Origin of the sequence: Aquitalea aquatica (assembly GCF_013911085.1) — a bacterium.
GTDB classification, from domain to species: Bacteria; Pseudomonadota; Gammaproteobacteria; order Burkholderiales; family Chromobacteriaceae; genus Aquitalea; species Aquitalea aquatica.
In genome coordinates this window covers 84,787-105,831 of the sequence record NZ_JACERN010000003.1, presented here as the reverse complement: position 1 = coordinate 105,831, position 21,045 = coordinate 84,787, and the positions used below count along the sequence as shown (strand labels likewise).

The following is a 21,045-nucleotide window of genomic DNA, read 5'->3' as shown; positions in this document are numbered from 1 at the left end:
ATTCACGCCGCCACGGGGGTGCGCTGTTGCATACGCTGACGTAGCGCGTCGATGGCATAACGCACCTTGGCCGGCTGCGCGTCGCGCCTGGGTGTCACCACGTAAATGCCCAGCGCCGGCAAGCGCCACTCGGGCAGGATGCGCAGCAAGCGGCCATCGGCCAGCTCCTGCCTGATTTCCGGCTCCGGCTGGATAGACAAGCCCATTCCGGCCAGCACAAACTGCCGCGCCGCCAGGATATTATTGCTGCTGACCCGAACCCTCACCTCGGGCCGTACTACCACCCCTTCGGCATTTTCCATGCTCAGCCAGCTCTGGCTGCGTTCGTGATCCAGCATCACCCATTGGTGCTCGGTCAGCTGCTGTGGCTGGGTAATCGGCGCATGGCGGGCCAGATAGGCCGGTGCAGCGCACAGCACGCTATCCCAGTCGGCCAGATGACGGGCCACCAGGCTGGAATCTTTCAAGTCGCCCGCGCGCAAGGCCAGATCGATGCGGTGCTGCACCAGATCAATCATCTCATCATGGAAAAACAGCTTCAGGCTGAGCCGCGGGTGCGCCGCCAGCAGCGGCGCCAGCGCCTCGGTCAGCATGGGGCCGGCAAAGCCGGTGGGGGCCGCCAGCCGCAATTCGCCCACTGGCGCATCGCGCAGCTCGCTCAGGCGTTGCTCGGCCAGACGCGCAGCAGCCAGCATGTCGGCACAGCCCTGATAGAACAGGCTGCCGGCTTCGGTGAGGGTGAGGCTGCGTGTGGTCCGGTGCAGTAAGGACACACCATGTTCGGCCTCCAGTTTGCTGATGTGCTGACTCACCGCCGAAGGTGTCATGCCCAACTCACGCGAGGCCGCAATCATCGAGCCCTGCTCCACCACGGTGGCAAACACCGCCATGCGCCGCAATATTTCCATATTATTAAGTCCAGCTAATTTATTAATGCCAGTATCGGCGGATTATCAACAGATCCGCAAGCGATTACAGTTGCTGCCATCCACTATCGAAAGGAAAGCAAGATGAAAATCGCACTGATCGGCGCTACCGGTTTTGTTGGCTCGGCCATTCTGCAAGAACTGCTGGCTCGCCAGCATCAAGTGACCGCCATCGTCAGCCGTCCGGAACGCCTGCCACAACATGCACAGCTGCAGGCCATCAAGGCCAATGCCTATGACGCCGCCGCCATTGCCAGCGCCGTCGCCGGCCACGACGTGGTAATCAGCGCCTTCAACCCCGGCTGGGACAAGAGCGACATTCGCACCCTGTTCATCCAGGGCCACGACGCCATCGTCGCCGGGGTGAAGCAGGCCGGAGTGACACGCTTTCTGGAAGTGGGCGGTGCCGGCAGCCTGTTCGTGGCACCAGGCCTGCAACTGATCGACACCCCGCACTTCCCGGCCGAATACAAGGAAGGGGCCGAAGGCGCACGCCAGGCACTCAACAGCCTGCGCAGCGAAACCGCGCTGGACTGGGTATTCCTGTCGCCGCCGGCCCTGCTGGCTCCGGGCGAGCGCAGCGGTCAGTACCGCTTGGGTGGTGAGGAACTGCTGATGGATGGTGAAGCACCTTCCGGCATCAGCGTGGCCGATCTCGCCGTAGCCATCGCCGACGAAGTGGAAACGCCGCGCCATAGCCGCCAGCGTTTTACTGTTGCCCACTGATTCACACTTGCCCCGCCTTAGCCGCCCTGCCCTTGCAGGCGGCTTTTTTTATTGCCCGCAGCATGCTGCAACTGCACATTGAAACACGCGCCAATATTGGCGTTGACAGGCTTGGGCAGCTTATCTACAGTGCCAGCCAGCCGTACTGGATGGCGCGGGAGAGATCACCTTTGCGGTGACGCCGAAGGGGTATCGCCCCAGAAACTCTCAGGCAAAAGAACCGCGCCGTCGTCTGGCTCTCTGGAGAGAAGGACCGTGCCATCGCGCCCGGCCTCGCCGAAGGAAAAGACAGCACACGTTGTCGAAGATTGTTGACAAACCCCTCGCGCTTTCTGAAAAGAAAGCGAGGTTCCCTTCTTCAATAGTGAGGGCAAGGGCGGGGGGAAAGGGGAATAGATAGGAAGGCTGCGGAATCAATCGGTAAGCCGGCAGGCCCGGCTTTGCCCGGTCCTGCGCAATCCTATCAAATTACTTTGTCAGCAGCCTGAGACAGCCCACGCTGTCGCAATCTCTCAGGCAAAAGGACAGAGGGGGCAGTGACTGCATTCATGTCAGCATGCGTCGGCCTGCCCGGTTTGCGAGCGATGAAGCCTGCCCTTCCCTCGCCCCTCCTGCCTGCCATCCCTGCGCCAGCCGCCATGAGCAGTCCCGAACCACGGCATGTCCCGCCGTGGACAAGCAGCGGACCGGACGCTTCACGACGCCTGATGGCCGGAAGCAGAACAGTCCACGCACACAAAACATGACAGGCTGACACACACATCAACGGGTCCTTTCAAATAACAAGCGGCCCGCATCCGAAACACCGGCAGAGCCACCAGACGGCCTGCCCGCAGCAGACAAGAGAGCAATATGGCTATCAGCGTTTTCGACCTGTTCAAGATTGGCATCGGCCCGTCCAGCTCGCACACCGTCGGCCCCATGCGCGCCGCCCGCCAGTTTGTTGCCCGGCTGGAAAAAGACGGCCTGCTAGCAGCCACCAGTCGCGTACGTAGCGAGATGTATGGCTCGCTGGGTGCCACCGGCAAGGGCCACGGCTCGGATACCGCCGTACTGCTGGGCCTCGCCGGCGAGTTGCCCGACCTGGTGGATACCGACGCCGTACCAGACCTGCTGGTAGCAATCCGCAACAACAAGCAGCTGAACCTGCTGGGCACACACGCCATCGCCTTCAACGAGAGTGACGACCTGATCCTGCACAAGCGCAAGACCCTGCCCTACCACCCCAACGGCATGATTTTCGAAGCCTACGACGACGCCGGCAACAGTCTGTCCAAGCGCGCCTATTACTCGGTGGGTGGTGGTTTTGTAGTAGATGAAGCCGCCATCGAAGCCGGTTTCACCCCACCCGGTGTCACCGAACTCAAGCACCCCTTCAATACCGCCGCCGAACTGTTGGCCCTGTGCAAGGAACAGGGCAAGAGCATCAGCCAGATCATGCTGGAAAACGAACTGGCCTGGCGCAGCGAGGAAGAAGTCCGTCGCGACCTGCTCACCATCTGGGGCGTGATGCAGGCCTGCGTCAAACGCGGCTGCCAGCGCGAAGGCATTCTGCCCGGCGGCATGAAGGTAAAACGCCGCGCCGCTGACATGTACCAGAAGCTGCTGGCCGCACCGGAAGCCGCTCTGCGCGACCCGCTCACCGTGATGGACTGGGTCAATCTGTATGCGCTGGCCGTGAATGAGGAAAACGCCGCCGGTGGCCGCGTCGTCACCGCCCCCACCAACGGCGCCGCCGGCATCATCCCGGCAGTCATGCACTATTATTCACGCTTTGTCCCGGGCGCCAGCGAAGACGGCATCGTGCGCTACCTGCTGACCGCCGGCGCCATCGGCATCTTGTTCAAGCTCAATGCTTCCATCTCTGGCGCGGAAGTCGGCTGCCAGGGCGAAGTGGGCTCGGCCTGCTCCATGGCCGCCGGTGCACTGGCCGAAGTCATGGGCGGCACGCCGGAACAGGTGGAAAACGCGGCGGAAATCGGCATGGAGCATAACCTGGGCCTGACCTGCGACCCGGTGGGCGGCCTGGTGCAAGTCCCCTGCATCGAACGCAATGCCATGGCCTCGATCAAGGCCATCAACGCCGCCCGCATGGCGCTACGCGGCGACGGCCAGCACTGCGTGTCGCTGGATCGTGTCATCAAGACCATGCGCGACACCGGGCGCGACATGAGCACCAAGTACAAGGAAACCGCCCGTGGCGGGCTGGCCATCAATGTGATCGAAGTACCGGTCAACGTGGTGGAATGCTGAGCAGGGCCAAGCAACAACAAACACAACGCCGTGGCCTACCACGGCGTTTTCATTTATAGCGGCCAACAAAATAGCGTAGCGTCCCTGTTGTAAGGCGCGCCGACCAAGACCGTACAAGGAGCCCGGAAGACAAGGAGGCGCAACGCAGCAGCCGGTTTTTTGTTAGCGGCTCTTTAAGCATGAATGAGCGCCAGACCTCTATCCTCCAGCCACCATCCGCAGGCATCACCCAGCCTCCTCGTCACCAACAAAACCATGTGTAGCACTCAGTAGAACTACGCATTCATGCCATTCCACCTTGTCCGGCGCATGTTAGGCGCATAAACTGTTGAACTTTCAACAGAATGTGAAGATTCACGTCAGCAGACGTGATGAGACGCCATGGACTTTTCCACCCTGCTCGCCAGCTTCGCCGCCGCCTTTTCCCAGCACCAGCGCCTGCTTACCCTGCAGCTGGATGGTGGGCAGATCGCCGCCGAGCAGCTGCTGCCGCACACCCTGGACGGCAGCGAGGGCGTATCGGAAGCCTATCGTTATCAGCTGAGCTGTCTGTCGCCGGATGGCAATATCGAGCTCAAATCGCTGCTCGGAGTAGCGGCCCGTCTCGGCGTGCTGGATGCCGACGGCAGCGAGGTAGTGCGCTGTGGCGTGGTGTCGCGCGCCGAGTTGCTGGGTAGTGATGGCGGTTTTGCCAAGTATGGCCTGACTATCGAACCGCCGTTTGCCCTGCTGCGCCTGCGCCGTACCTCGCGGGTGTTTCAGGACCTATCCGTCCCCGACATCGTCAAGCAGATTCTGGCTGAGCATCAGGCCAACAACCCGGTGTTTGCCCAGGTGCAGACGCTGGAATTCCACACCGCCACGGCCAGCCCGCGCAGTTACTGTCTGCAGTATCGCGAGAGCGATTTCGATTTCATCGTGCGGCTGCTGCACGAAGAGGGTTATGCCTGGCGTTTCGAGCATGTCGATGGCGAGCATCCGCAGGTCAAGCTGGTGGTATTCGACGACGCCTTCAGCCTGCCGCCGGCCGCCAGCGAGCGGGTGCGTTTCCATCGCAGCGATGCCACCGAGGAAGAAGACGGCCTGACGGATTGGTCGGCGGCGCGGCAGGTAGTGTCCGGCAATGTGGCACTGGCCAGTTTCGACTACCAGCCGGTGAGCACCCAGCACACCGGCGACCAGACCCGCATCCAGCAAGGCCGCAGTGGCGATGCCTTGCAATCCACGCTGCAGGATTACGACCCGCAGTCGCTGTACTACGCCAGTGATGCCGAGCAGCTGAGCCAGTACGCCCAGTTGCGCCAGCAGGCGCACGATGTGCAGGCCAAGCAGTTTAGCGGCAGCGGTTCGGTACGCAGCCTGCAAGCCGGCCAGTGGTTCCGCCTGGACGAGCACCCGGCACACGAAGCCGACAGCAGCGAACAGCGCGAATTTGTCGTCACCGGCCAGACCTTCCGCGCCAACAACAATCTGCCGGGCGATCTGGCCAGCAGCCTGCGTAATTTATTGGCAAACGGTGCTGACACCACATCAACTGATAGCCAGAACAGCAGCCCCTTCCAGACCCAGATTACCGCCCAGCGCCGTGGCATCCCGCTGACTCCGGCCTACGCCCACAGCAGCCAGGCCAAGCCGACATCTAAAGGGGTACAGACCGCCACCGTGGTCGGCCCGGCTGGCGAAGAAGTGCATACCGACGAACTGGGGCGCATCAAGGTGCAGTTCCACTGGCAGCGGCCGGACGAACACCCGAGCATCGGCGCCAATCTGGACGACAGCTCCTCCTGCTGGCTGCGCGTGGCCATGCCCAGCGCCGGTGCAGGCTGGGGCCACCAGTTCATCCCGCGCATTGGCCAGGAAGTGCTGATCGACTTTATTGAAGGCGATATCGACCGCCCGGTCATCGTCGGCGTGCTGTACAACGGCAGCCACGCCACCCCGGCTTTCAGTGGCGCGGGTGCACTACCAGCCAACAAGACCCTGTCCGGCATCAAATCCAAAGAACACCAGGGCGGCCAGTACAACGAGCTGCTGTTCGACGATACCCCCGGCGAAGTACGGGCAAAGCTCAGTTCCGAGCCCGGCAAAACCCAGCTCAACCAGGGCTTCCTCACCCACCCGCGCAGCAATGGCAAAGCCCAGCCGCGCGGTGAAGGCTTCGAACTGCGCACCGACCAGCACGGCGCCATCCGTGCCGGCCACGGCCTGCTCATCAGCACCGAAGCGCAAAACGGAGCTGGCGGCAAACAGCTGGCGCGCGAGCATGCACAAAGCCAGCTCGACGCCGCCCTCAGCCTCAGCCAGAGCCTGGCCGAAGTCGCTACCGGCCAACTGGCCGACACCATGGAAACCGGGCCGGACGGCATCAAACCGGACAACAGCAAAGACGGCAAGAAAGACAGCGGCCACCTGCAACACCACGCCGCCGCCGTCAAAGCCTGGGAAGCCGGCAGCAATACCGACAAGGACGGCAAAACGGCAAAAGACCAGGCCGGCCAACAGCCGCTACTCATCCTGTCCGCCCCGGCCGGCATCGCGAGCCTCACTGAACAAAGCCAGACAATCTCTGCCGGCAGCAACCTCAACCTCATCGCCCAGCGCGACAGCAACCACACCACCGGCCGCCGTTGGCTGCACAACGTCGGCCAGCACATCAGCCTGTTTGTGGCGGGGGTGAAAGACCAGATCGCGCTGAAGCTGATTGCCGCGAAGGGCAAGGTGCAGGTGCAGGCGCAGAGTGATGCGATGGAACTGACCGCGGACAAGGACCTGACCATTACCTCGGCCAAGGGCAAGCAGCAATTCAATGGCAAGAAGGAAATCCTGCTGACCAGCGGTGGCGCATATGTGCGAATCAAGGATGGCAAGATCGAGCTGCACGCCCCCGGCACCGTCAGTTTCAAGGGCGGCAGCCATGACTGGAGCGGGCCGGATAGCCTGAATCTGCCGTTTCCTCGTTTTCCCAATACCGTTTGCAAAAGCTGTATGGCCAATGCCTTTCAGCAAGCCAACCCGTTGGTGAATGCCAAATGAAGCAGCTGCTGATTTCGCCTCGGCCAACCACTCATGACTGGCTGACCATGCTATGCCAGCAAGCCCTTGACGCCGACCTGGAATGGCTGGATTTCATCGTTGACCAATCGGGCATCAACCATGGCTGGCAACGCCATTTACCCGTCATGCACCCACCACGCGCCTTGTTGCTGGATACCCCACATGCCGATGCCGCCGACGAAGGCCCGGTATTGATCCGGCTAGCGCTGCACACACCAGCCCTGCTGGAAAAATGGCAGCGCCGACTGGATAAATGGCAAGGTCAGCCCAGGTTATTAGCTCTGCTGAGCACTTGCGATTTTGAGGCACTGGCAACACATCTGACAGCCTGCCTGCAGGTGAAGTGGGATCAAGGCCGGCAACAGGGCGTGCTGCGCTTTTATGATCCTCGCCTGTTTGCCCCGGTCTGCGCCTGCCTGCTACCCATGCAACAACACTTCTTGCTGGGCTGCGCTCAGCAATGGCACTGGCTGGATAGAGACGGCCACGCCCGCAGCCTGCAACTGCCACACGCAGACACAGCACCCGCACAGCCACCAGATGAAAACCTGAACTTATTGCCCGAACAGATTCACACCTTGTCGCTATGGCATGCCGCTGAAACCTGGCGGCAGAACCATTTGCTGCTACCTGCGATGTATGGCCTGGACTCAGAAGAAGAGCTGATGAAAAGATTGGTAGCCGCCCAATACGCCGCTGACCAGGCCAAACTATGGTCAGAACCAGAACGCATGCCGCTGGTGGAAAGCTATTTACGCCGGGAGGCTCCATGAGACACCCCAGCTTGGCTCCACAAGTTTTGCTCTACCTGCTGACCCTGCTGAGCCTGGGCGCCTGCGAAAGCATGGCCCGGCCAGCCACCATTGGCGCGGGGGCACGTGTCGTCAACACCATGTCAAACGCCACCATTGTCCATGCCAGCTTTAATGGCCAGGGCATGGGTGGTGGTGGTGGCGAAGAGTGCTGCGTCAGCGTGCCGGAGAAGTGGCAGCCCGGCATGATGGCCACTATCGAGTGGACCAAAGACCCCAGCCCAGACACGAATCCAGGCGGTATCAACCCCCCCAGATACAACCCCGATGGCACGACAACACCCGAAGTAATCAAGTGGTATGCCATTCACAAAGCCAACTACACCCAGCACAGCATCACCATCCCGGTACCGCCCTACCAGGAGGTAGGTGCATTGGTGCTGGTTTTTCTGCCTTGTGACAAGGTCTATCCGCTGATTGACACCAAGGAACTTGGCAGGGTGCTTGGTAATTTGCGTGGCCGAGAAGATCGTTATCCCGAAATCATTCACCGCCTGGGAGCCTCCGCAACATGCCAGCCCTGATCAAAACTCCCTGCTCAAACCACTCAAGTAAGCGCAGGAGCACTACCTTGCCTTCGCCTGCCGCGCACCTTGAGCGAGACTGAAACCATGCAATGGAAAACTGTTGTTACCACGCTATTACTCACCCTGAGCCTGAGCGCCTGCGAAAGCATGGCCCGGCCCGCCACCATTGGTGCAGGAGCCAGTGTCGTCAACATCATGTCAAACGCCACCATTGTCCATGCCAGCTTTAATGGCCAGGGCATTGGCGGTGGTGGTGGCGAAGAGTGCTGTGTCAGCCTGCCAAAAAAATGGCAGCCCGGCATGATGGCCACTATCGAGTGGACCAAGGACCCAAACCCTGGGCAGAACCCTGGAGGAGTGAAGCAGCCACCAAGAGGGAAATATGGCTCAATCACCGCCGAGGGAATCAAGTGGTACGAGGTACACGAAGCCAACTACACCCAGCACAGTATTACCATGCCTATACCCCCCTACCAAAAGGTATCTTCTCTGGTACTGATTTTTCTGCCTTGTGACAAGGTCTATCCACTGATCGACTCAACTGAACACAGCAGGGTATTGGGTCATTTGCCATATGGCGAAGGACGCGCCATGGAAATCATCCGCCGCCTGGGAGCCTCGCCAACATGCCAGCACTGATCGCCCCCGCCTTTCCTGAAGCGGGTTATCTACCCACCCGTCTGGACGAAGTCATTGCCAATCGCAGCCAGCAACAACAGCAGGTCGATGCAGCACACTGCCAGGCACGGCAGGAGGGGCAGCCCTCGCCTTGCGTGCAGGTACTGAATATCAGCCTGTTTTTTGACGGCACCAATAACCATGGCGACTCGGATGACAAGGCCAATCCGGTCAACAGCAGCAATGTGCGGCGCTTGTTTAATGCATCAATTGGCTATCTCGATGGTAGAGACTGGGGATATTACAGCTATTACATGCAGGGAGTGGGTACGGTTTTCAAGGAGATCGGTGAAGGCAAACCCTCCGGCAGCGGCCTGAGCTTTGCCGCTGGTGGCGAGGACCGCATCCTGTGGGGGCTGACTCGACTGATTGATGCCTTGCGCCGTGCCTATAGCGCTCAAAATGAGAAACTGGATGCTGAAGATGCTTACGCATTAGTCAAGGCCATGCAGTATAGCTATGTGGAATCAGAGCACGGGGTGAAACAACAACGCAGCACCACCCGGCAGGAACGCCGGGAGCTGATACAACAACAACTGGCCCCCTTGCTGACCAAACGCCAAAACGGTTACAAACCGGAAATTCTCAGCATCAAGCTTTATGTGTACGGCTTCTCACGCGGGGCGGCCGAAGCACGGGCCTTTATCTGGCGCTTGCGCGAACAGCTGGACGACGGCTGCGAAAGCCTGTGCGGCATTCCGCTCAGCGTGGAATTTCTCGGCCTGTTCGATACCGTGGCGGCTGTGGGACTGACCGAACTGGCCCCGGGAGCAGAAGGCCATATGGGCTGGGCAGATGGAACCATGAAACTGCCACCAGAGGCGCATCTGCCCCGGCGCTGCGCCCATCTGGTGAGTGCACATGAGCAGCGACTGTGCTTTGCACTGGACTCCATCGCCATTGCCAACCGCAGCTATCCGGCCTGCACGCTGGGTGAATGGGTGTATCCGGGCATGCACAGCGATGTTGGCGGCGGCTATCCGCCAGGTGACCAGGGCAAGGCCCGCGAAGGGCAAGGCATGTTGCTATCACAGCTGCCGCTGCTGCATATGTACCGGCTGGCATTTGATGCCGGAGCACCACTGCAAGTAAATAAGGAGTTATTGCATGGCTCTGCCGAGCGCATTGCCCAGCTGCAGCAACGTGAACAATGGCGCTTTATGAAGGAATCAACCTCCCAACTTTATACTTACAGCGAACTTTTAATCACTCGCTTCGAAGCCTGGCGTCAACAAGCCAGTGCCAGCAGCTCACTGGAAGACATCCTGCAGTTCCAGACCGCCCAGATCACCGCCTGGCGTATTGCCCGCTACGCAGGAGGGCTGCACGAGAAGGGTGGCCCTGGCTATGAAAATGCCCCCTTCTATCAACACTCCAGAGACACCCCATCCTGGCAGGCAGAAGCGGAAAAAGACGCCTGGAAAAAGCAGAGCAAGCAAGGCAAAAGCCAGGCGGTCACCCTGGAAGCACCGGTCAAGAACGGCAAGCCTACCGATGGCAATAAAACTTACACCCCGAATATCAATAAAGAATACGAAGCCACACAGGACAAAACCCAGTTGAAAGAAGGGGCCAAGGATTTTGCTGATGATTATGTCGGCCGCACCACTCTGTCTTTCAATGTGATTGGCGGTCTGGCCACCTTCTTTACCGGCATTTCGCGCGTATTCAGCGATGACTGCGGCGAGGAACTGGTCATGCTGCGCGAAGATGGTGAGGGCTTGTATAACGCAGTGACCCAAAACCCGGAGCTGATGGCACTGTACGACGAGCATGTGCATGACTCCCGTGCATGGTTCATGCATGCGGCACTGGCCAAACGTGAACCACACGGTACTTATTTGCGTTACCGCACTGTTTTCTTCACCGATGGCAATAGCAACAAGCAGCTGATCTGTCGCTCGCCACGGGTAACGGACATCAAGCGCAAGGAACTAGAGCAGTCCGCACAACAACGTATATCTCGATCCAGCCACTAATAACGCATGCTAGAAAACCTCCTCCCCTATTACGAACGCGAACTGGGTCAGCTGCGCGAGCTATCCGGTGAATTTGCCCGGCGCTACCCGAAGATTGCCGGTCGCCTGCACATGGAAGGCGACCAGTGCGAGGACCCGCATACCGAGCGGCTGATCGAGTCGTTTGCGCTGCTGGCTGCCCGTATCCACAAAAAGCTGGATGATGACTACCCGGAAGTGGCCGGCAGTTTTCTGGACGTGCTCTACCCGCACTATCTGCAGCCCGTGCCGTCGGCCAGCATCGTGCAGTTTGAGTGCGACCCCCTGCGGCCGGAAATTGCCAAGCGCTACCGGGTGGAGCGTGGCCAGCCGGTGCATGCCCCGGCCATGCAGGGTGTGGTGTGCAAATTCCGCAGTGCCTATCCGGTAGACCTGTACCCGCTGACGCTGGACAAGGCCCGGCTGGAACTGACCAGTGCCTCGCCTTATCTGCGGCAACTGGCGCCGGATGCCGCCGCCATCCTCACCCTGGAGCTGCAAAGCCAGGGTGGCTTGCCGCTCTGCGATATCGGCCTACAATCACTGCGGTTTTTCCTAGACGGCGAGCCGGCGCTGATGCATCTGCTGTATGAAATGCTGCTGTCCAATGCGCTGGGTGTGCGGGTGGGCGATGGCAGCGAGGACCCGGCACGCACGCGGGTGCTGCCCGCCTCCTGCCTGCAGCCGGTGGGCTTTGGCAAAGACGAAGGCATGCTGGAGTATGACGAGCGCTCATTCATGGGCTATCGCCTGCTGACCGAATACTTCTGCTATCCGGACAAATTCCTGTTTGTCGACTTGCTGCAACTGGACAAGCCGACCAGCCGGCTGCCTGGCGACAAGCTGGTCGTGCAGATCATGCTGAAACGCTACCCGGACAGCGAACGCCACCATCGGCTGCTGGCGCAGTTGCAGGCCCAACACCTCAAGCTGGGCTGCACGCCTATTGTCAATCTGTTCCAGCAGCCGGGCGAACCCATCCGGGTGACCCATCAGAAAGCCAGCTATCCGGTGGTGGTGGATGCGCGCAAGCCGCTGGCCTACGAAGTGGTACAGCTGCAGCGGGTCGTCCGCGTGGAGAAATCTGCCGAAGGCGAACGCAGCGAGGAAGTCGCCCCCTTCTACGCCACGCGCCATGGCAGTCATCTCAAGGCTCCCCGCTTTTACTGGCATGCCAGCCGTGAAAACTCGCGCCGCCAGAGTGACAAGGGCAGTGAAATGGAACTGCATCTGGTGGACTTGCAGTTCAATGCCGTGCGCCCAGCCAGCGAGGTATTGAGCCTGAGCCTGCTGTGCAGCAACCGCGACCTGCCGGAGCAGATTCCCTTTGGTGGCAGCCAGGCTACCCAGCGCACGGATTTTTCCCTGCCCGGCCATTCGGTAGTGAAGCGGGTACGGCTGCTGCGCAAGCCCAGCGCCAGCCAGCGCAGCCCGCTGGGACGGGCGGTGCAGTGGCGGCTGATTTCGCATTTGTCGCTGAATTACCTGTCCATCGTCGATTCCGGCTGTCAGGCGATCCAGGAAATGCTGACCCTGTACAACCTGGGGGACTCGGCAGTGAATACCCGGCAAATCCAGGGCATTGTCGGCATCCGCAGCCAGGCAGCAGTCAGCCGGGTCAGTGGCCGCGACTTCTCCGGCTTTGTGCGTGGCAGTGAAATCCAGCTGACGCTGGATGCCGACTATTACGTGGGCGGCAGCGTTTACCTGTTTGCCTCGGTGCTGGAGCGTTTCTTCGCACTTTATTGCAGCCCGAACAGTTTCAGCCGTCTGCGCGTGCATACGGTGCAACAAGACGAGGAGGTAGCGACATGGCCAGCCCGCGCCGGCGAAGCCCTCGTGATCTGAACGCAGAGCTGGCGCAAGACGCCAGCCAGTTCAGCTTTTTCCAGGCAGTACGGCTGCTGGGACTGAGTATGCGCAAGCGCGATGGCCGCCGCGCCGCCTTGCCGCCCCGCTTGCGTTTCCGCACCCTGGCCTCGCTCAGTTTTCCACCCAGCGAACTGCAGTCTTACCGGCCGGCAGCCGCCGCCGAGGATGGCGATGCGCTGAGTGAGATGACGCAGAGCTTCATCGGCCTCACCGGCCCCAGCGGTGTACTGCCCACCTCCTATACCGAGCTGCTGCTGGAGCGACGTCAGCAATACAAGGACGACTCGCTGCACGCCTTTCTCGACCTGTTCAGCCATCGCTCTGCCGCGCTGTTTTTTGCGGCCTGGCAAAAATACCGCTACTGGATTCGCGTGGAGGCGGGTGAAGAAGACGACTTCAGCCGGAATCTGCTGGATTTGAGCGGCTTGGGTCTGCAATCCTTGCGCCAGCAATTGCAAGGTGACAATGGCATAGATGAAAATCTGTTCGTCTACTTTGCCGGCCTGCTCAGCCAGAAGCCCTTGTCGGGCCAGGCACTGGTTGCGCTGGTGGAAGGCTTTTTCGGTGTATCCGCCAGCCTGCAGCAGTTTGTCGGCCAATGGATGAATATTCCGCTGGACGAACAAAGCCGCCTGGGCGGCCATGCCTGCGAACTGGGGATTTCGGTGCTGGCCGGCGCACGGGTATGGGACAGGCAGACCAGGCTGCAGCTGCGCCTGGGCAGCATGGACCGCCAGCGTTACGACGCCCTGCAACCGGGAGGCCCGGCGGCGCAGGCCTTGCAGGCGCTGCTGAAGTTTGCCGTTGGCCACAATCTGGCGGTGGATGTCTGCCTGGTATTGCAGAAACAGGCTGTACCACCGGCACGGCTGGCTGCAGACAATGCTCTGCGCCTGGGCGGCAGTTGCTGGCTGGGCGCACAACAGCACGACCCGGATGATATGCGTTACGCCCTGCTGCAGTAATTGCAGCAGGCTTGTTGATTTGAATTGTGCTTATTGGAAAACCTATGTCGGTATCTTTGAAATCCCTTATCGAACGACTCACTCCCACCGCACGCCAGGCTGTAGAGCAAGCCGCCAGCCGCGCGCTGGCGCGTACCCATTTTGAAGTGGAAATCGAACACGTCCTGCTGGCCATGCTGGATCAGGCTGACAATGCCGCGCTGTCTGCGCTGCAGGCACTGGGTCTGCCGGTGGCACAGGTCAACCGCGAGCTGGATAGTGCCCTGGATGCCTTCCGCAGTGGCAATACCCGCAACCCGGTGCTGTCCGCCTGGCTGCCGCAATGGCTGGAAAAAGCCTGGTTGCTGGCCAGCATGGAATATGGCCAGGACAGCATCTCCACTCTGGACCTGCTGCTGGTGCTGTGGCGCGACGACGCCCTGCGCAATGCCCTGCAATCCGGCTCGCGCAGCCTGGCCCGCCAGGATGCCAGCCAGTTGCAAGGCGCTTACCGCCAATTGCGCCAGCACGGCGGCGAAGCAGCCAGCGGCGTCAGCGACAGCGAGGAAGCCGACGACGACAGCAGCGAGCAGCAAGACAATGCCGCAGCGCGTCCGGCAGGCCGTGGCAGCCCGGCCCTCGACAAATACACGATAGACCTCACCGCCCAGGCCCGCGCCGGCAAGATCGACCCCATCCTCGGGCGCGATGGTGAAATCCGCCAGATGATCGACATCCTGATGCGCCGCCGCCAGAACAACCCCATCCTGACCGGCGAACCGGGCGTGGGCAAAACCGCCGTGGTCGAGGGGCTGGCACGCAAGATCGTGCTGCAGGAAGTACCGGATGTGTTGCTGGGCGTGGCTCTGCGCACGCTGGACCTGGGGCTGCTGCAAGCCGGAGCCAGCGTCAAGGGCGAGTTTGAAAACCGGCTGCGTCAGGTCATCGACGAGGTCAAGGCCAGCCCGCAACCCATCATTCTGTTTATCGACGAAGCCCATACCATGATTGGCGCAGGTGGTGCTGCCGGCCAGAACGACGCGGCCAATCTGCTGAAGCCGGCGCTGGCACGGGGCGAACTGCGCACCATCGCCGCCACTACCTGGGCCGAATACAAGAAATACTTCGAAAAAGATGCCGCGCTGGCACGCCGCTTCCAGGTAGTGAAAGTGGAAGAGCCCGCGCCCGACATCGCCGTGCAGATGGTGCGCGGGCTCACCCAGGCCATGCAGGATCACCATCAGGTGGACATCCTCAATGAAGCCATCACGGCCGCCGTGCACCTGTCCAGCCGCTACATCACCGGGCGGCAGCTGCCGGACAAGGCCATCAGCGTGCTGGATACCGCCTGCGCCCGCGTCGCCCTGTCCCGCGCCGGCAAGCCCGGTCCGGTGGAGGATGTCAGCGTTTTGCTGGGCAATATCGAGCGTGAGATTGCCGCCTTGCAGCGCGAAGAAGGCCATGCCGAACGCATTGCCGAGCTGCAGACCCGTCACGCCCTGCTGCAGCAGGACCTGCAGCAGCTACACGCCGCCTGGGAAGAACAGCAACAGCTGGTCAGTGAAATCGAAGCCCTGAAACAGCAGACCGACAGCGCCAAGCCCAGCAGCAAAAAGCCCAGTCCGCTACTGCTCAAGCGCAAGGCACTGCGCGCCCTGCAACAGCAACAGCCGCTGGCCTTCGAATGCGTGGACGAAAGCGTCATTGCCGACGTGATCTCCGGCTGGACCGGCATCCCGCTGGGCCGCATGGTCAGCAATGAGCTGGAACAGGTGCAGCGGCTGGCCAGCCTGCTGGGCGAGCGGGTGATCGGCCAGCAACATGCGCTGGCGCAGATTGCCGAACGGGTACAGATCGCCAAGGCCAATCTGGAAGACCCCGGCAAGCCCAAGGGCGTGTTCATGCTGGTGGGCCCTTCCGGCGTGGGCAAGACCGAAACCGCACTGGCGCTGGCCGAAGCCCTGTATGGCGGCGAGCGTAATCTGATCACCATCAATATGTCCGAATACCAGGAAGCGCACAGCGTGTCCGGCCTGAAGGGCTCGCCTCCGGGCTATGTGGGTTATGGCGAAGGTGGTGTGCTGACCGAAGCCGTACGCCGCAAGCCCTACTCCGTGGTGCTGCTGGATGAGGTGGAAAAAGCCCACCCCGATGTCATGGAGCTATTCTTCCAGGTCTTTGACAAAGGCCAGCTGGAAGACAGCGAAGGACGCGAGGTGGACTTCAAGAACACCATCATCCTGCTGACCTCCAACACCGGCACCGAGCTGGTGATGCGGGCGTGCGAACACGGTGTCACCGTCGAAGGCGAGAACCGCGAACCGACCGCAGCCGATCTGGTGGAAATCCTGCGGCCCACCTTGCAGCAGGTATTCAAACCCGCCCTGCTCGGCCGGCTGGATATCGTCCCCTACTTCCCCATCAGCGACGAAGTCCTGCAGGCGATTGTTGCCCTCAAGCTGGAGAAAATCCGCCAGCGCATCGCCAGCAATCATGGCGCCAAGGTGGAGTTCCCGCAGGAGCTGGCCGAGCAAATCGCTGCCCGCTGCATGGATGTGGACAGCGGTGCGCGCAATGCCGATGCCATCCTGACCCGCACCCTGCTGGCGCAGATTTCCAGCGACCTGCTAGGCCGCATGGCCAGCGGCAAGCCGGTGAAGAAAATCGCCGTTTCGCTCAAGGGCGAGCAGATCAAAGTGCGTCTGAGCTAAGGACCCGGCACCATGTGGAGACTACCCGCCCTGTTTGGGGGCCTCACCATAGGCTGGTGGGGGCTGTTATGGCTGGTACTGCCGCTAAGCTGGCAGCGCATCAGCCCTTCGGCCATCTTGCTATTGCACATCGTGCCGCCGGTCGCGGCCACGCTGGCAATACGCTGGTGGGGCGTGTTGCGGCAGCGGCGCGAGCAGGCGGCCCAGCAAGCCGCCGCCGCCAATGCTGAAGCCGAAAGAACCGCCACCCGCGAAGCCGCGCGGCAGCAGCACCTGAACGCCCTGCGCGAAAGGCAGTACACCATAGACTGCCGCTGGCTGTTCGGCACGGCACTGCCAGTGAAGGATGAGGCCGACTGGCTGACAGAAACCGACAGCGCTTACGAGTGGGAAGCCATTAGCCAGGACGATATCGAAGCAGACAACGTGCTGGATGCCATCACCCCGCTATTGCAGGAGGCCTTGTCACGCCTGTATGCCGAGGCCGCCGGTGCGGCATGGCTACCCCTGTATACCGAAGTTCTGCCCACGCTATCCGGCATCGAGCAACTTGAAGCCCTCAAGGCTGCCCAGCAAGAAGCCGTGCAACAAAGCCTTGGCCTGCAACAAGCACCAGCGCAGGATTGCCGCTTCCTTCCCGGCAATGGCCCGCTGGCCGAACGCGTGGCGCAAGTGCTGCAACAAACACCCGAGCTGCCCGGCCTGGTGGTACTAGCTGCCGATGCACCGGGCCTGCCCTTTGAGGAGGACGATGCGTCATGGCAGGAAAACAGCCCGGACCCGGAACTGGCATGGCGCGGCCGCCCCGGTATTGCACTGGTTGCCATGCTGTTTTTGCGTAGCGACCTGCCGCAGCAAGAAGCAGCCGCCAGTGCCATGACGCCTGTGGATGACCAGCCCGATCCCTACCAGCCGTACTGGGAGAAAAATACCGTTGCCGGCTCGCCGGAATGGGGGCCGGTGCCACCATCCTTTCAGGCTTCACTGGCAGCCTTGCCCCTGCTGGCCCAGTTGGCCACCGCCAGCCGTGGCCCGGCAGCCATGCGCGCCATGCAGCTGGCCCGCCAGTTGCAAAGCCTGCTGGACAATGCTCTGGTCAACGGCCGCTTGCTGGACTACCCCTTCAGCGAGGAAGACGCCGAGCCAGACAATAACCGCGCCACCAGCCTGGCCTGGCTCAGCCATAACAGCGGCGATGTCGATGTTGGTGGCACCCGCCTTTCAGCCTTGTCCGGCGCGCTCAGCCGCCATCAGATCGAGCTCCACCCCATCGACCAGGCCAGTAACAGCGTGCGCGAATGGGGTGATGTCGGTGCCGCCACCACCGCCTTGCTTACCGCACAGGCCATTACCCGCAGCACCCAGCTGGGTGCCCCCGTCATGCTGGTGCAGTTCAGCCACGATGAAGCCTGCCTGAGCGTGATACGACCCACCGTGGAGGAAATACCCGCATGAAACGCGTCATCCGTCTTGGCGACCCTACCGATCACGGCGGCAATGTGGTGAGCGCTGCCTCCAGCACCGCCCTGTTCGGCAAGCAGGTGGCCTGCCTTGGCGACAGTGTCAGCTGCCCGCGCAATGGCCACAGCAACTGCAGCATCGTCGAGGGCGATTCTTCCTGGCTGGTCGGCGGCAAGCCGGTGGCACTGGAAGGCCACAAAACCAGCTGCGGCGCGGTACTGATTTCCACCATGCCCGAAGTAGGCAAAGGCTAAGCCCAGCGCAAAACAAAAGTGCTGGCTGACCATGGGCACATGGGTGGCCAGCCACTCCATTTTTCAGGACACCTCATGCAAGACAAGCTTGAACAACTGCTGGCACCGATTGCCGGCCCGCAGCCGGCGGGTGAAGACCTCAGTTACTCGGTACTGTTCGACCAGATCCGCGAAGCCCGCCGCAGCGACGACCCTGGTCTGGCCCAGGGAGAGTGGGAACAGACACTGAAAGTCGCCGAATGGCCCAAGGTCATACGGCTGTGCGAACAGGCACTGAGCCAGCAAAGCAAGGATCTGCAACTGATTGTCTGGCTGGCCGAAGCCCTGCTGCAGCAACAAGGCATCGCCAGCCTGCCACTGGGGCTGAGCCTGCTCAACGGCTGGCTGGATCAATACTGGGCCAATGGCTATCCGGAGCTGGACCCACAAGACCTGGACGAACGCATCGGCAAGCTGGAATGGCTGAATCAGCAACTGGCCGCCGCCATTCGTGCCACGCCGCTGCTGAAGCCCGAATTTGGCGGCTATGGCTGGAACGACTGGCAGCAATCGCGGGAAGTGGACAATCTGGGGCTGAAGGATGCCGCCGCACGCGAGGCCGCCATTGCCGAAGGCAAGCTGCCGGGGGAAAGCTTTGAAAAAGCCGCCACCCTGTGTGGTGCCGGCTGGTTCTCCACCGTGCACGAGCAACTGGTGCAATCCCATCAGTGCTATGAACTGCTGGAGCAGAAACTGGAGCAGCGTTTTGGCGAACATGCCCCCAGCCTGGTGGACGCCCGCAATGCCATCTACGCCTGCCAGGACCTGGTATTGCGTTATCGCAAGCAGACCACACCGGAAGCCGCCCCGACCACCACGCGGCCACAGCCCGCCCCGCAGGAGAGCAGACCCGCCATGCCCACCGCCACCATCCATAGCCCGGCCCCGCTACACCAGTCTGACTTTGACGGCCAGATCCGCAGCCGCGAACAAGCCGTGCAGATGCTGGGCGAAGTTGCCCGCTATTTCCGGGTGCATGAACCACACAGCCCGGTGGCAGCGCTGGCGGAACGTGCGGCACGCTGGGCGGAAATGAGTTTGGAGGAATGGTTGCAGCATGTGGTCAAGGACGATTCCACCCTGTCGCAACTGCAAGAATTACTGGATGTGCGCAAGCAGGCCGACTGACGCTGCCGTGCCGGGCCGCCAGCCATGGCTGGCCTGGCAATCCAGCTTTTGGTAATGGCCGCTTGCTGCCCGGTGTAAATCCGGGTAAAGCGCCTCAAGCCCGCTGTGCAGCTGCCGATAGCAGTTGAAATGCACTAAGGGGTAAAGCTATGTTTCTGGGGGCGGTAGGTTCTTTCATCAGCACATCGGGCGGGGCGATTCTCAAGGCCACCGCCTCCGTCGTGACCGAGGCCGCGTCGGTGGTGGAAGCCCACCCGCTGCTCGCCGCCGCCGCCCTTGGTGTCGGTGTCTACGAATACGTCAGCAACCCCAGCCATCTGGGCAATAGCGTCGACACCACGGCCTGAAACCGCCGCGGATGCCCCCCTGGCGCAGGCTCAGGCCGACTGCGGCCGCAGCTCTGGCACGACCTGGCTGGTATGGACCCGGTTGCGCCCACTGTTCTTGGCCTGATACAAGGCCTGATCTGCACGCTGGCAGAGTTGGTCGAAGCTTTCCCCACTCTGCCAGCCGGCCACGCCGATGCTGATGCTGTAGTGACACTCGCCAAAGCTGCTGACCACCCGATGCTGCTGCGCCCGCATGCGTAGCCGTTCGGCCACCAACTGGGCCGAGGTGACGCTGGCATCCGGCAGCAATACGGCAAACTCCTCGCCACCCAGCCGCCCCAGCACGTCGCGGCCACGCAAATGCTCGCCCACCATGTCGGCAAAGGCGCGCAGTACTTCATCGCCCGCCGCATGGCCATAGGTGTCATTGATGGTTTTGAAATGATCCAGATCAATCAGCAGCAGGGTCAGCGGACGGCGGGTAGCCGCCGCCTGCAGGATAAACTGCTGACCGGTGGCGAACAGATGCTTGCGTGACAAGGCGCCGGTCATGAAGTCGCGGTTGGCGGCCTCCTCTGCCTCGGTCTGCAGCGCCTCGTGCAACATCAGCACCGCCGCCATGGATAGCGCCGGCATGATGGCGGCACCTATGCATAGCAGCAGCACATTCCAGCCACTGGCCAACATGATGTTGGTCGGTTCGGGGTGCAACATGCCGAAATAAATACTGCGCGCTATTTGTGCCACGGCAAACAGGCAGGACAGGCCAGTCAGCAGCCGGTAGTGCACACTGTTGCGGCGGCCCGTGTAATGCCGCAGCATCAGCCAGGCGGTGGCGGTGCACACCACCGCGCCATAGCCGGAAATCGCCATCACCCGCAACGGCAGGCTGTTGACACCGTAACGCCAGTAAGCCACTGCCAGCACTTGCAGCGCGGCGCCAGCAAACAGGTATTTCCAACGGGGTGGCCGCCCCAGGAAATGGGCGCAGCCAGCGTAATAACAAGCCGCCGACAGCGCCGCGATGCCATTGGCAAACACAATGGAAATGGCATCGGGGATGATGTCGCGCAAACCCAGCAATGGCAGGTAGACCACCACGGCCACATTGGCCAGCAGCCATTGGCGCACACCGGGCAGCCCGCTGCTGCGCAGCGAAGCCAGCACCATGCACAGCGCCAGACTCAGCAACTCGGTGGTGAGAAAGATGGGTGCCAGTACCAATACGGGGTTGATATTCATAGTGATGTATGTCAGCCGCTTTGAGCCGCCGGAGAAACCAGGCCCACGCGCCACCGGAAGAATCGGGCGTAAACAGCAAGGGCAATCCAGCT

At 61.4% G+C, this 21,045-nt stretch carries 16 protein-coding genes and 1 riboswitch; of the genes, 14 read left to right on the top strand and 2 right to left on the bottom strand.

Features of this window, described 5'->3' with window-relative positions:
* Window positions 1–2 precede the first annotated feature (2 nt).
* Window positions 3–908 carry a LysR family transcriptional regulator gene (locus H2Z84_RS01375; protein WP_181834376.1) on the bottom strand — a complete coding sequence of 302 codons (906 nt, stop codon included), beginning with the start codon at window positions 906–908 and terminating at the stop codon, window positions 3–5.
* Between the two features lie 102 nt (window positions 909–1,010).
* Here H2Z84_RS01375 and H2Z84_RS01370 point away from each other — a divergent pair, with 102 nt between their 5' ends.
* From H2Z84_RS01370 to H2Z84_RS01305, 14 genes are all read left to right on the top strand, one after another.
* Window positions 1,011–1,652 (top strand): NAD(P)-dependent oxidoreductase, encoded by a 642-nt coding sequence (locus H2Z84_RS01370; RefSeq protein WP_181834375.1) that lies wholly within the window; start codon window positions 1,011–1,013, stop codon window positions 1,650–1,652.
* A 145-nt stretch (window positions 1,653–1,797) separates the two neighbouring features.
* A riboswitch (glycine riboswitch) is annotated at window positions 1,798–1,885 on the top strand.
* A gap of 619 nt (window positions 1,886–2,504) precedes the next feature.
* A complete protein-coding gene (locus tag H2Z84_RS01365; protein WP_181834374.1) occupies window positions 2,505–3,905 on the top strand; it encodes an L-serine ammonia-lyase in 1,401 nt (466 codons plus the stop codon).
* A gap of 381 nt (window positions 3,906–4,286) precedes the next feature.
* Window positions 4,287–6,938 carry a type VI secretion system Vgr family protein gene (locus H2Z84_RS01360; protein ID WP_181834373.1) on the top strand — a complete coding sequence of 884 codons (2,652 nt, stop codon included), beginning with the start codon at window positions 4,287–4,289 and terminating at the stop codon, window positions 6,936–6,938.
* Entirely contained in the window at window positions 6,935–7,732 is a 798-nt protein-coding gene (tla1, locus tag H2Z84_RS01355) for a toxin Tle1 chaperone Tla1 (RefSeq protein ID WP_181834372.1), read from the top strand. Before H2Z84_RS01360 ends, tla1 begins: the two co-directional genes overlap by 4 nt.
* Window positions 7,729–8,295, top strand: a complete 567-nt coding sequence (locus tag H2Z84_RS01350) for a DUF3304 domain-containing protein (protein ID WP_181834371.1) — start codon at window positions 7,729–7,731, stop codon at window positions 8,293–8,295. Before tla1 ends, H2Z84_RS01350 begins: the two co-directional genes overlap by 4 nt.
* An 87-nt stretch (window positions 8,296–8,382) precedes the next feature.
* Entirely contained in the window at window positions 8,383–8,937 is a 555-nt protein-coding gene (locus tag H2Z84_RS01345) for a DUF3304 domain-containing protein (protein ID WP_181834370.1), read from the top strand.
* Entirely contained in the window at window positions 8,925–10,955 is a 2,031-nt protein-coding gene (locus H2Z84_RS01340) for a T6SS phospholipase effector Tle1-like catalytic domain-containing protein (protein ID WP_181834369.1), read from the top strand. Before H2Z84_RS01345 ends, H2Z84_RS01340 begins: the two co-directional genes overlap by 13 nt.
* A gap of 6 nt (window positions 10,956–10,961) precedes the next feature.
* Window positions 10,962–12,821 carry a type VI secretion system baseplate subunit TssF gene (gene tssF / locus H2Z84_RS01335; protein ID WP_181834368.1) on the top strand — a complete coding sequence of 620 codons (1,860 nt, stop codon included), beginning with the start codon at window positions 10,962–10,964 and terminating at the stop codon, window positions 12,819–12,821.
* Window positions 12,785–13,810, top strand: a complete 1,026-nt coding sequence (tssG, locus tag H2Z84_RS01330; protein ID WP_181834367.1) for a type VI secretion system baseplate subunit TssG — start codon at window positions 12,785–12,787, stop codon at window positions 13,808–13,810. Before tssF ends, tssG begins: the two co-directional genes overlap by 37 nt.
* Before the next feature lie 44 nt (window positions 13,811–13,854).
* On the top strand, window positions 13,855–16,500 hold the full coding sequence (gene tssH, locus H2Z84_RS01325; protein ID WP_181834366.1) for a type VI secretion system ATPase TssH: 2,646 nt from the start codon (window positions 13,855–13,857) through the stop codon (window positions 16,498–16,500).
* A 12-nt stretch (window positions 16,501–16,512) separates the two neighbouring features.
* Entirely contained in the window at window positions 16,513–17,955 is a 1,443-nt protein-coding gene (locus tag H2Z84_RS01320) for a hypothetical protein (RefSeq protein WP_181834365.1), read from the top strand.
* Window positions 17,952–18,215: a PAAR domain-containing protein gene (locus tag H2Z84_RS01315; RefSeq protein WP_181834364.1), complete on the top strand. Its 264-nt coding sequence runs from the start codon at window positions 17,952–17,954 to the stop codon at window positions 18,213–18,215. The genes H2Z84_RS01320 and H2Z84_RS01315 overlap by 4 nt, the downstream gene beginning before the upstream one ends.
* 75 nt (window positions 18,216–18,290) lie before the next feature.
* The gene (tssA, locus tag H2Z84_RS01310) at window positions 18,291–19,382 is read left to right on the top strand and encodes a type VI secretion system protein TssA (protein WP_181834363.1); all 1,092 of its coding nucleotides are present in this window, start codon (window positions 18,291–18,293) and stop codon (window positions 19,380–19,382) included.
* A gap of 149 nt (window positions 19,383–19,531) precedes the next feature.
* Window positions 19,532–19,729 (top strand): hypothetical protein, encoded by a 198-nt coding sequence (locus H2Z84_RS01305; RefSeq protein ID WP_103525584.1) that lies wholly within the window; start codon window positions 19,532–19,534, stop codon window positions 19,727–19,729.
* Between the two features lie 30 nt (window positions 19,730–19,759).
* Here the strand turns inward: H2Z84_RS01305 and H2Z84_RS01300 are convergent, their stop codons facing one another.
* The gene (locus H2Z84_RS01300; protein ID WP_181834362.1) at window positions 19,760–20,953 is read right to left on the bottom strand and encodes a GGDEF domain-containing protein; all 1,194 of its coding nucleotides are present in this window, start codon (window positions 20,951–20,953) and stop codon (window positions 19,760–19,762) included.
* Window positions 20,954–21,045: the final 92 nt, after the last annotated feature.

Coding starts and splice junctions, on each gene's coding strand:
- H2Z84_RS01375 (WP_181834376.1), bottom strand. CDS start 908: ATGGAAATATTGCGGCGCATGGCGGTGTTTGCCACCGTGGTGGAGCAG.
- H2Z84_RS01370 (WP_181834375.1), top strand. CDS start 1,011: ATGAAAATCGCACTGATCGGCGCTACCGGTTTTGTTGGCTCGGCCATT.
- H2Z84_RS01365 (WP_181834374.1), top strand. CDS start 2,505: ATGGCTATCAGCGTTTTCGACCTGTTCAAGATTGGCATCGGCCCGTCC.
- H2Z84_RS01360 (WP_181834373.1), top strand. CDS start 4,287: ATGGACTTTTCCACCCTGCTCGCCAGCTTCGCCGCCGCCTTTTCCCAG.
- tla1 (WP_181834372.1), top strand. CDS start 6,935: ATGAAGCAGCTGCTGATTTCGCCTCGGCCAACCACTCATGACTGGCTG.
- H2Z84_RS01350 (WP_181834371.1), top strand. CDS start 7,729: ATGAGACACCCCAGCTTGGCTCCACAAGTTTTGCTCTACCTGCTGACC.
- H2Z84_RS01345 (WP_181834370.1), top strand. CDS start 8,383: ATGCAATGGAAAACTGTTGTTACCACGCTATTACTCACCCTGAGCCTG.
- H2Z84_RS01340 (WP_181834369.1), top strand. CDS start 8,925: ATGCCAGCACTGATCGCCCCCGCCTTTCCTGAAGCGGGTTATCTACCC.
- tssF (WP_181834368.1), top strand. CDS start 10,962: ATGCTAGAAAACCTCCTCCCCTATTACGAACGCGAACTGGGTCAGCTG.
- tssG (WP_181834367.1), top strand. CDS start 12,785: ATGGCCAGCCCGCGCCGGCGAAGCCCTCGTGATCTGAACGCAGAGCTG.
- tssH (WP_181834366.1), top strand. CDS start 13,855: ATGTCGGTATCTTTGAAATCCCTTATCGAACGACTCACTCCCACCGCA.
- H2Z84_RS01320 (WP_181834365.1), top strand. CDS start 16,513: ATGTGGAGACTACCCGCCCTGTTTGGGGGCCTCACCATAGGCTGGTGG.
- H2Z84_RS01315 (WP_181834364.1), top strand. CDS start 17,952: ATGAAACGCGTCATCCGTCTTGGCGACCCTACCGATCACGGCGGCAAT.
- tssA (WP_181834363.1), top strand. CDS start 18,291: ATGCAAGACAAGCTTGAACAACTGCTGGCACCGATTGCCGGCCCGCAG.
- H2Z84_RS01305 (WP_103525584.1), top strand. CDS start 19,532: ATGTTTCTGGGGGCGGTAGGTTCTTTCATCAGCACATCGGGCGGGGCG.
- H2Z84_RS01300 (WP_181834362.1), bottom strand. CDS start 20,953: ATGAATATCAACCCCGTATTGGTACTGGCACCCATCTTTCTCACCACC.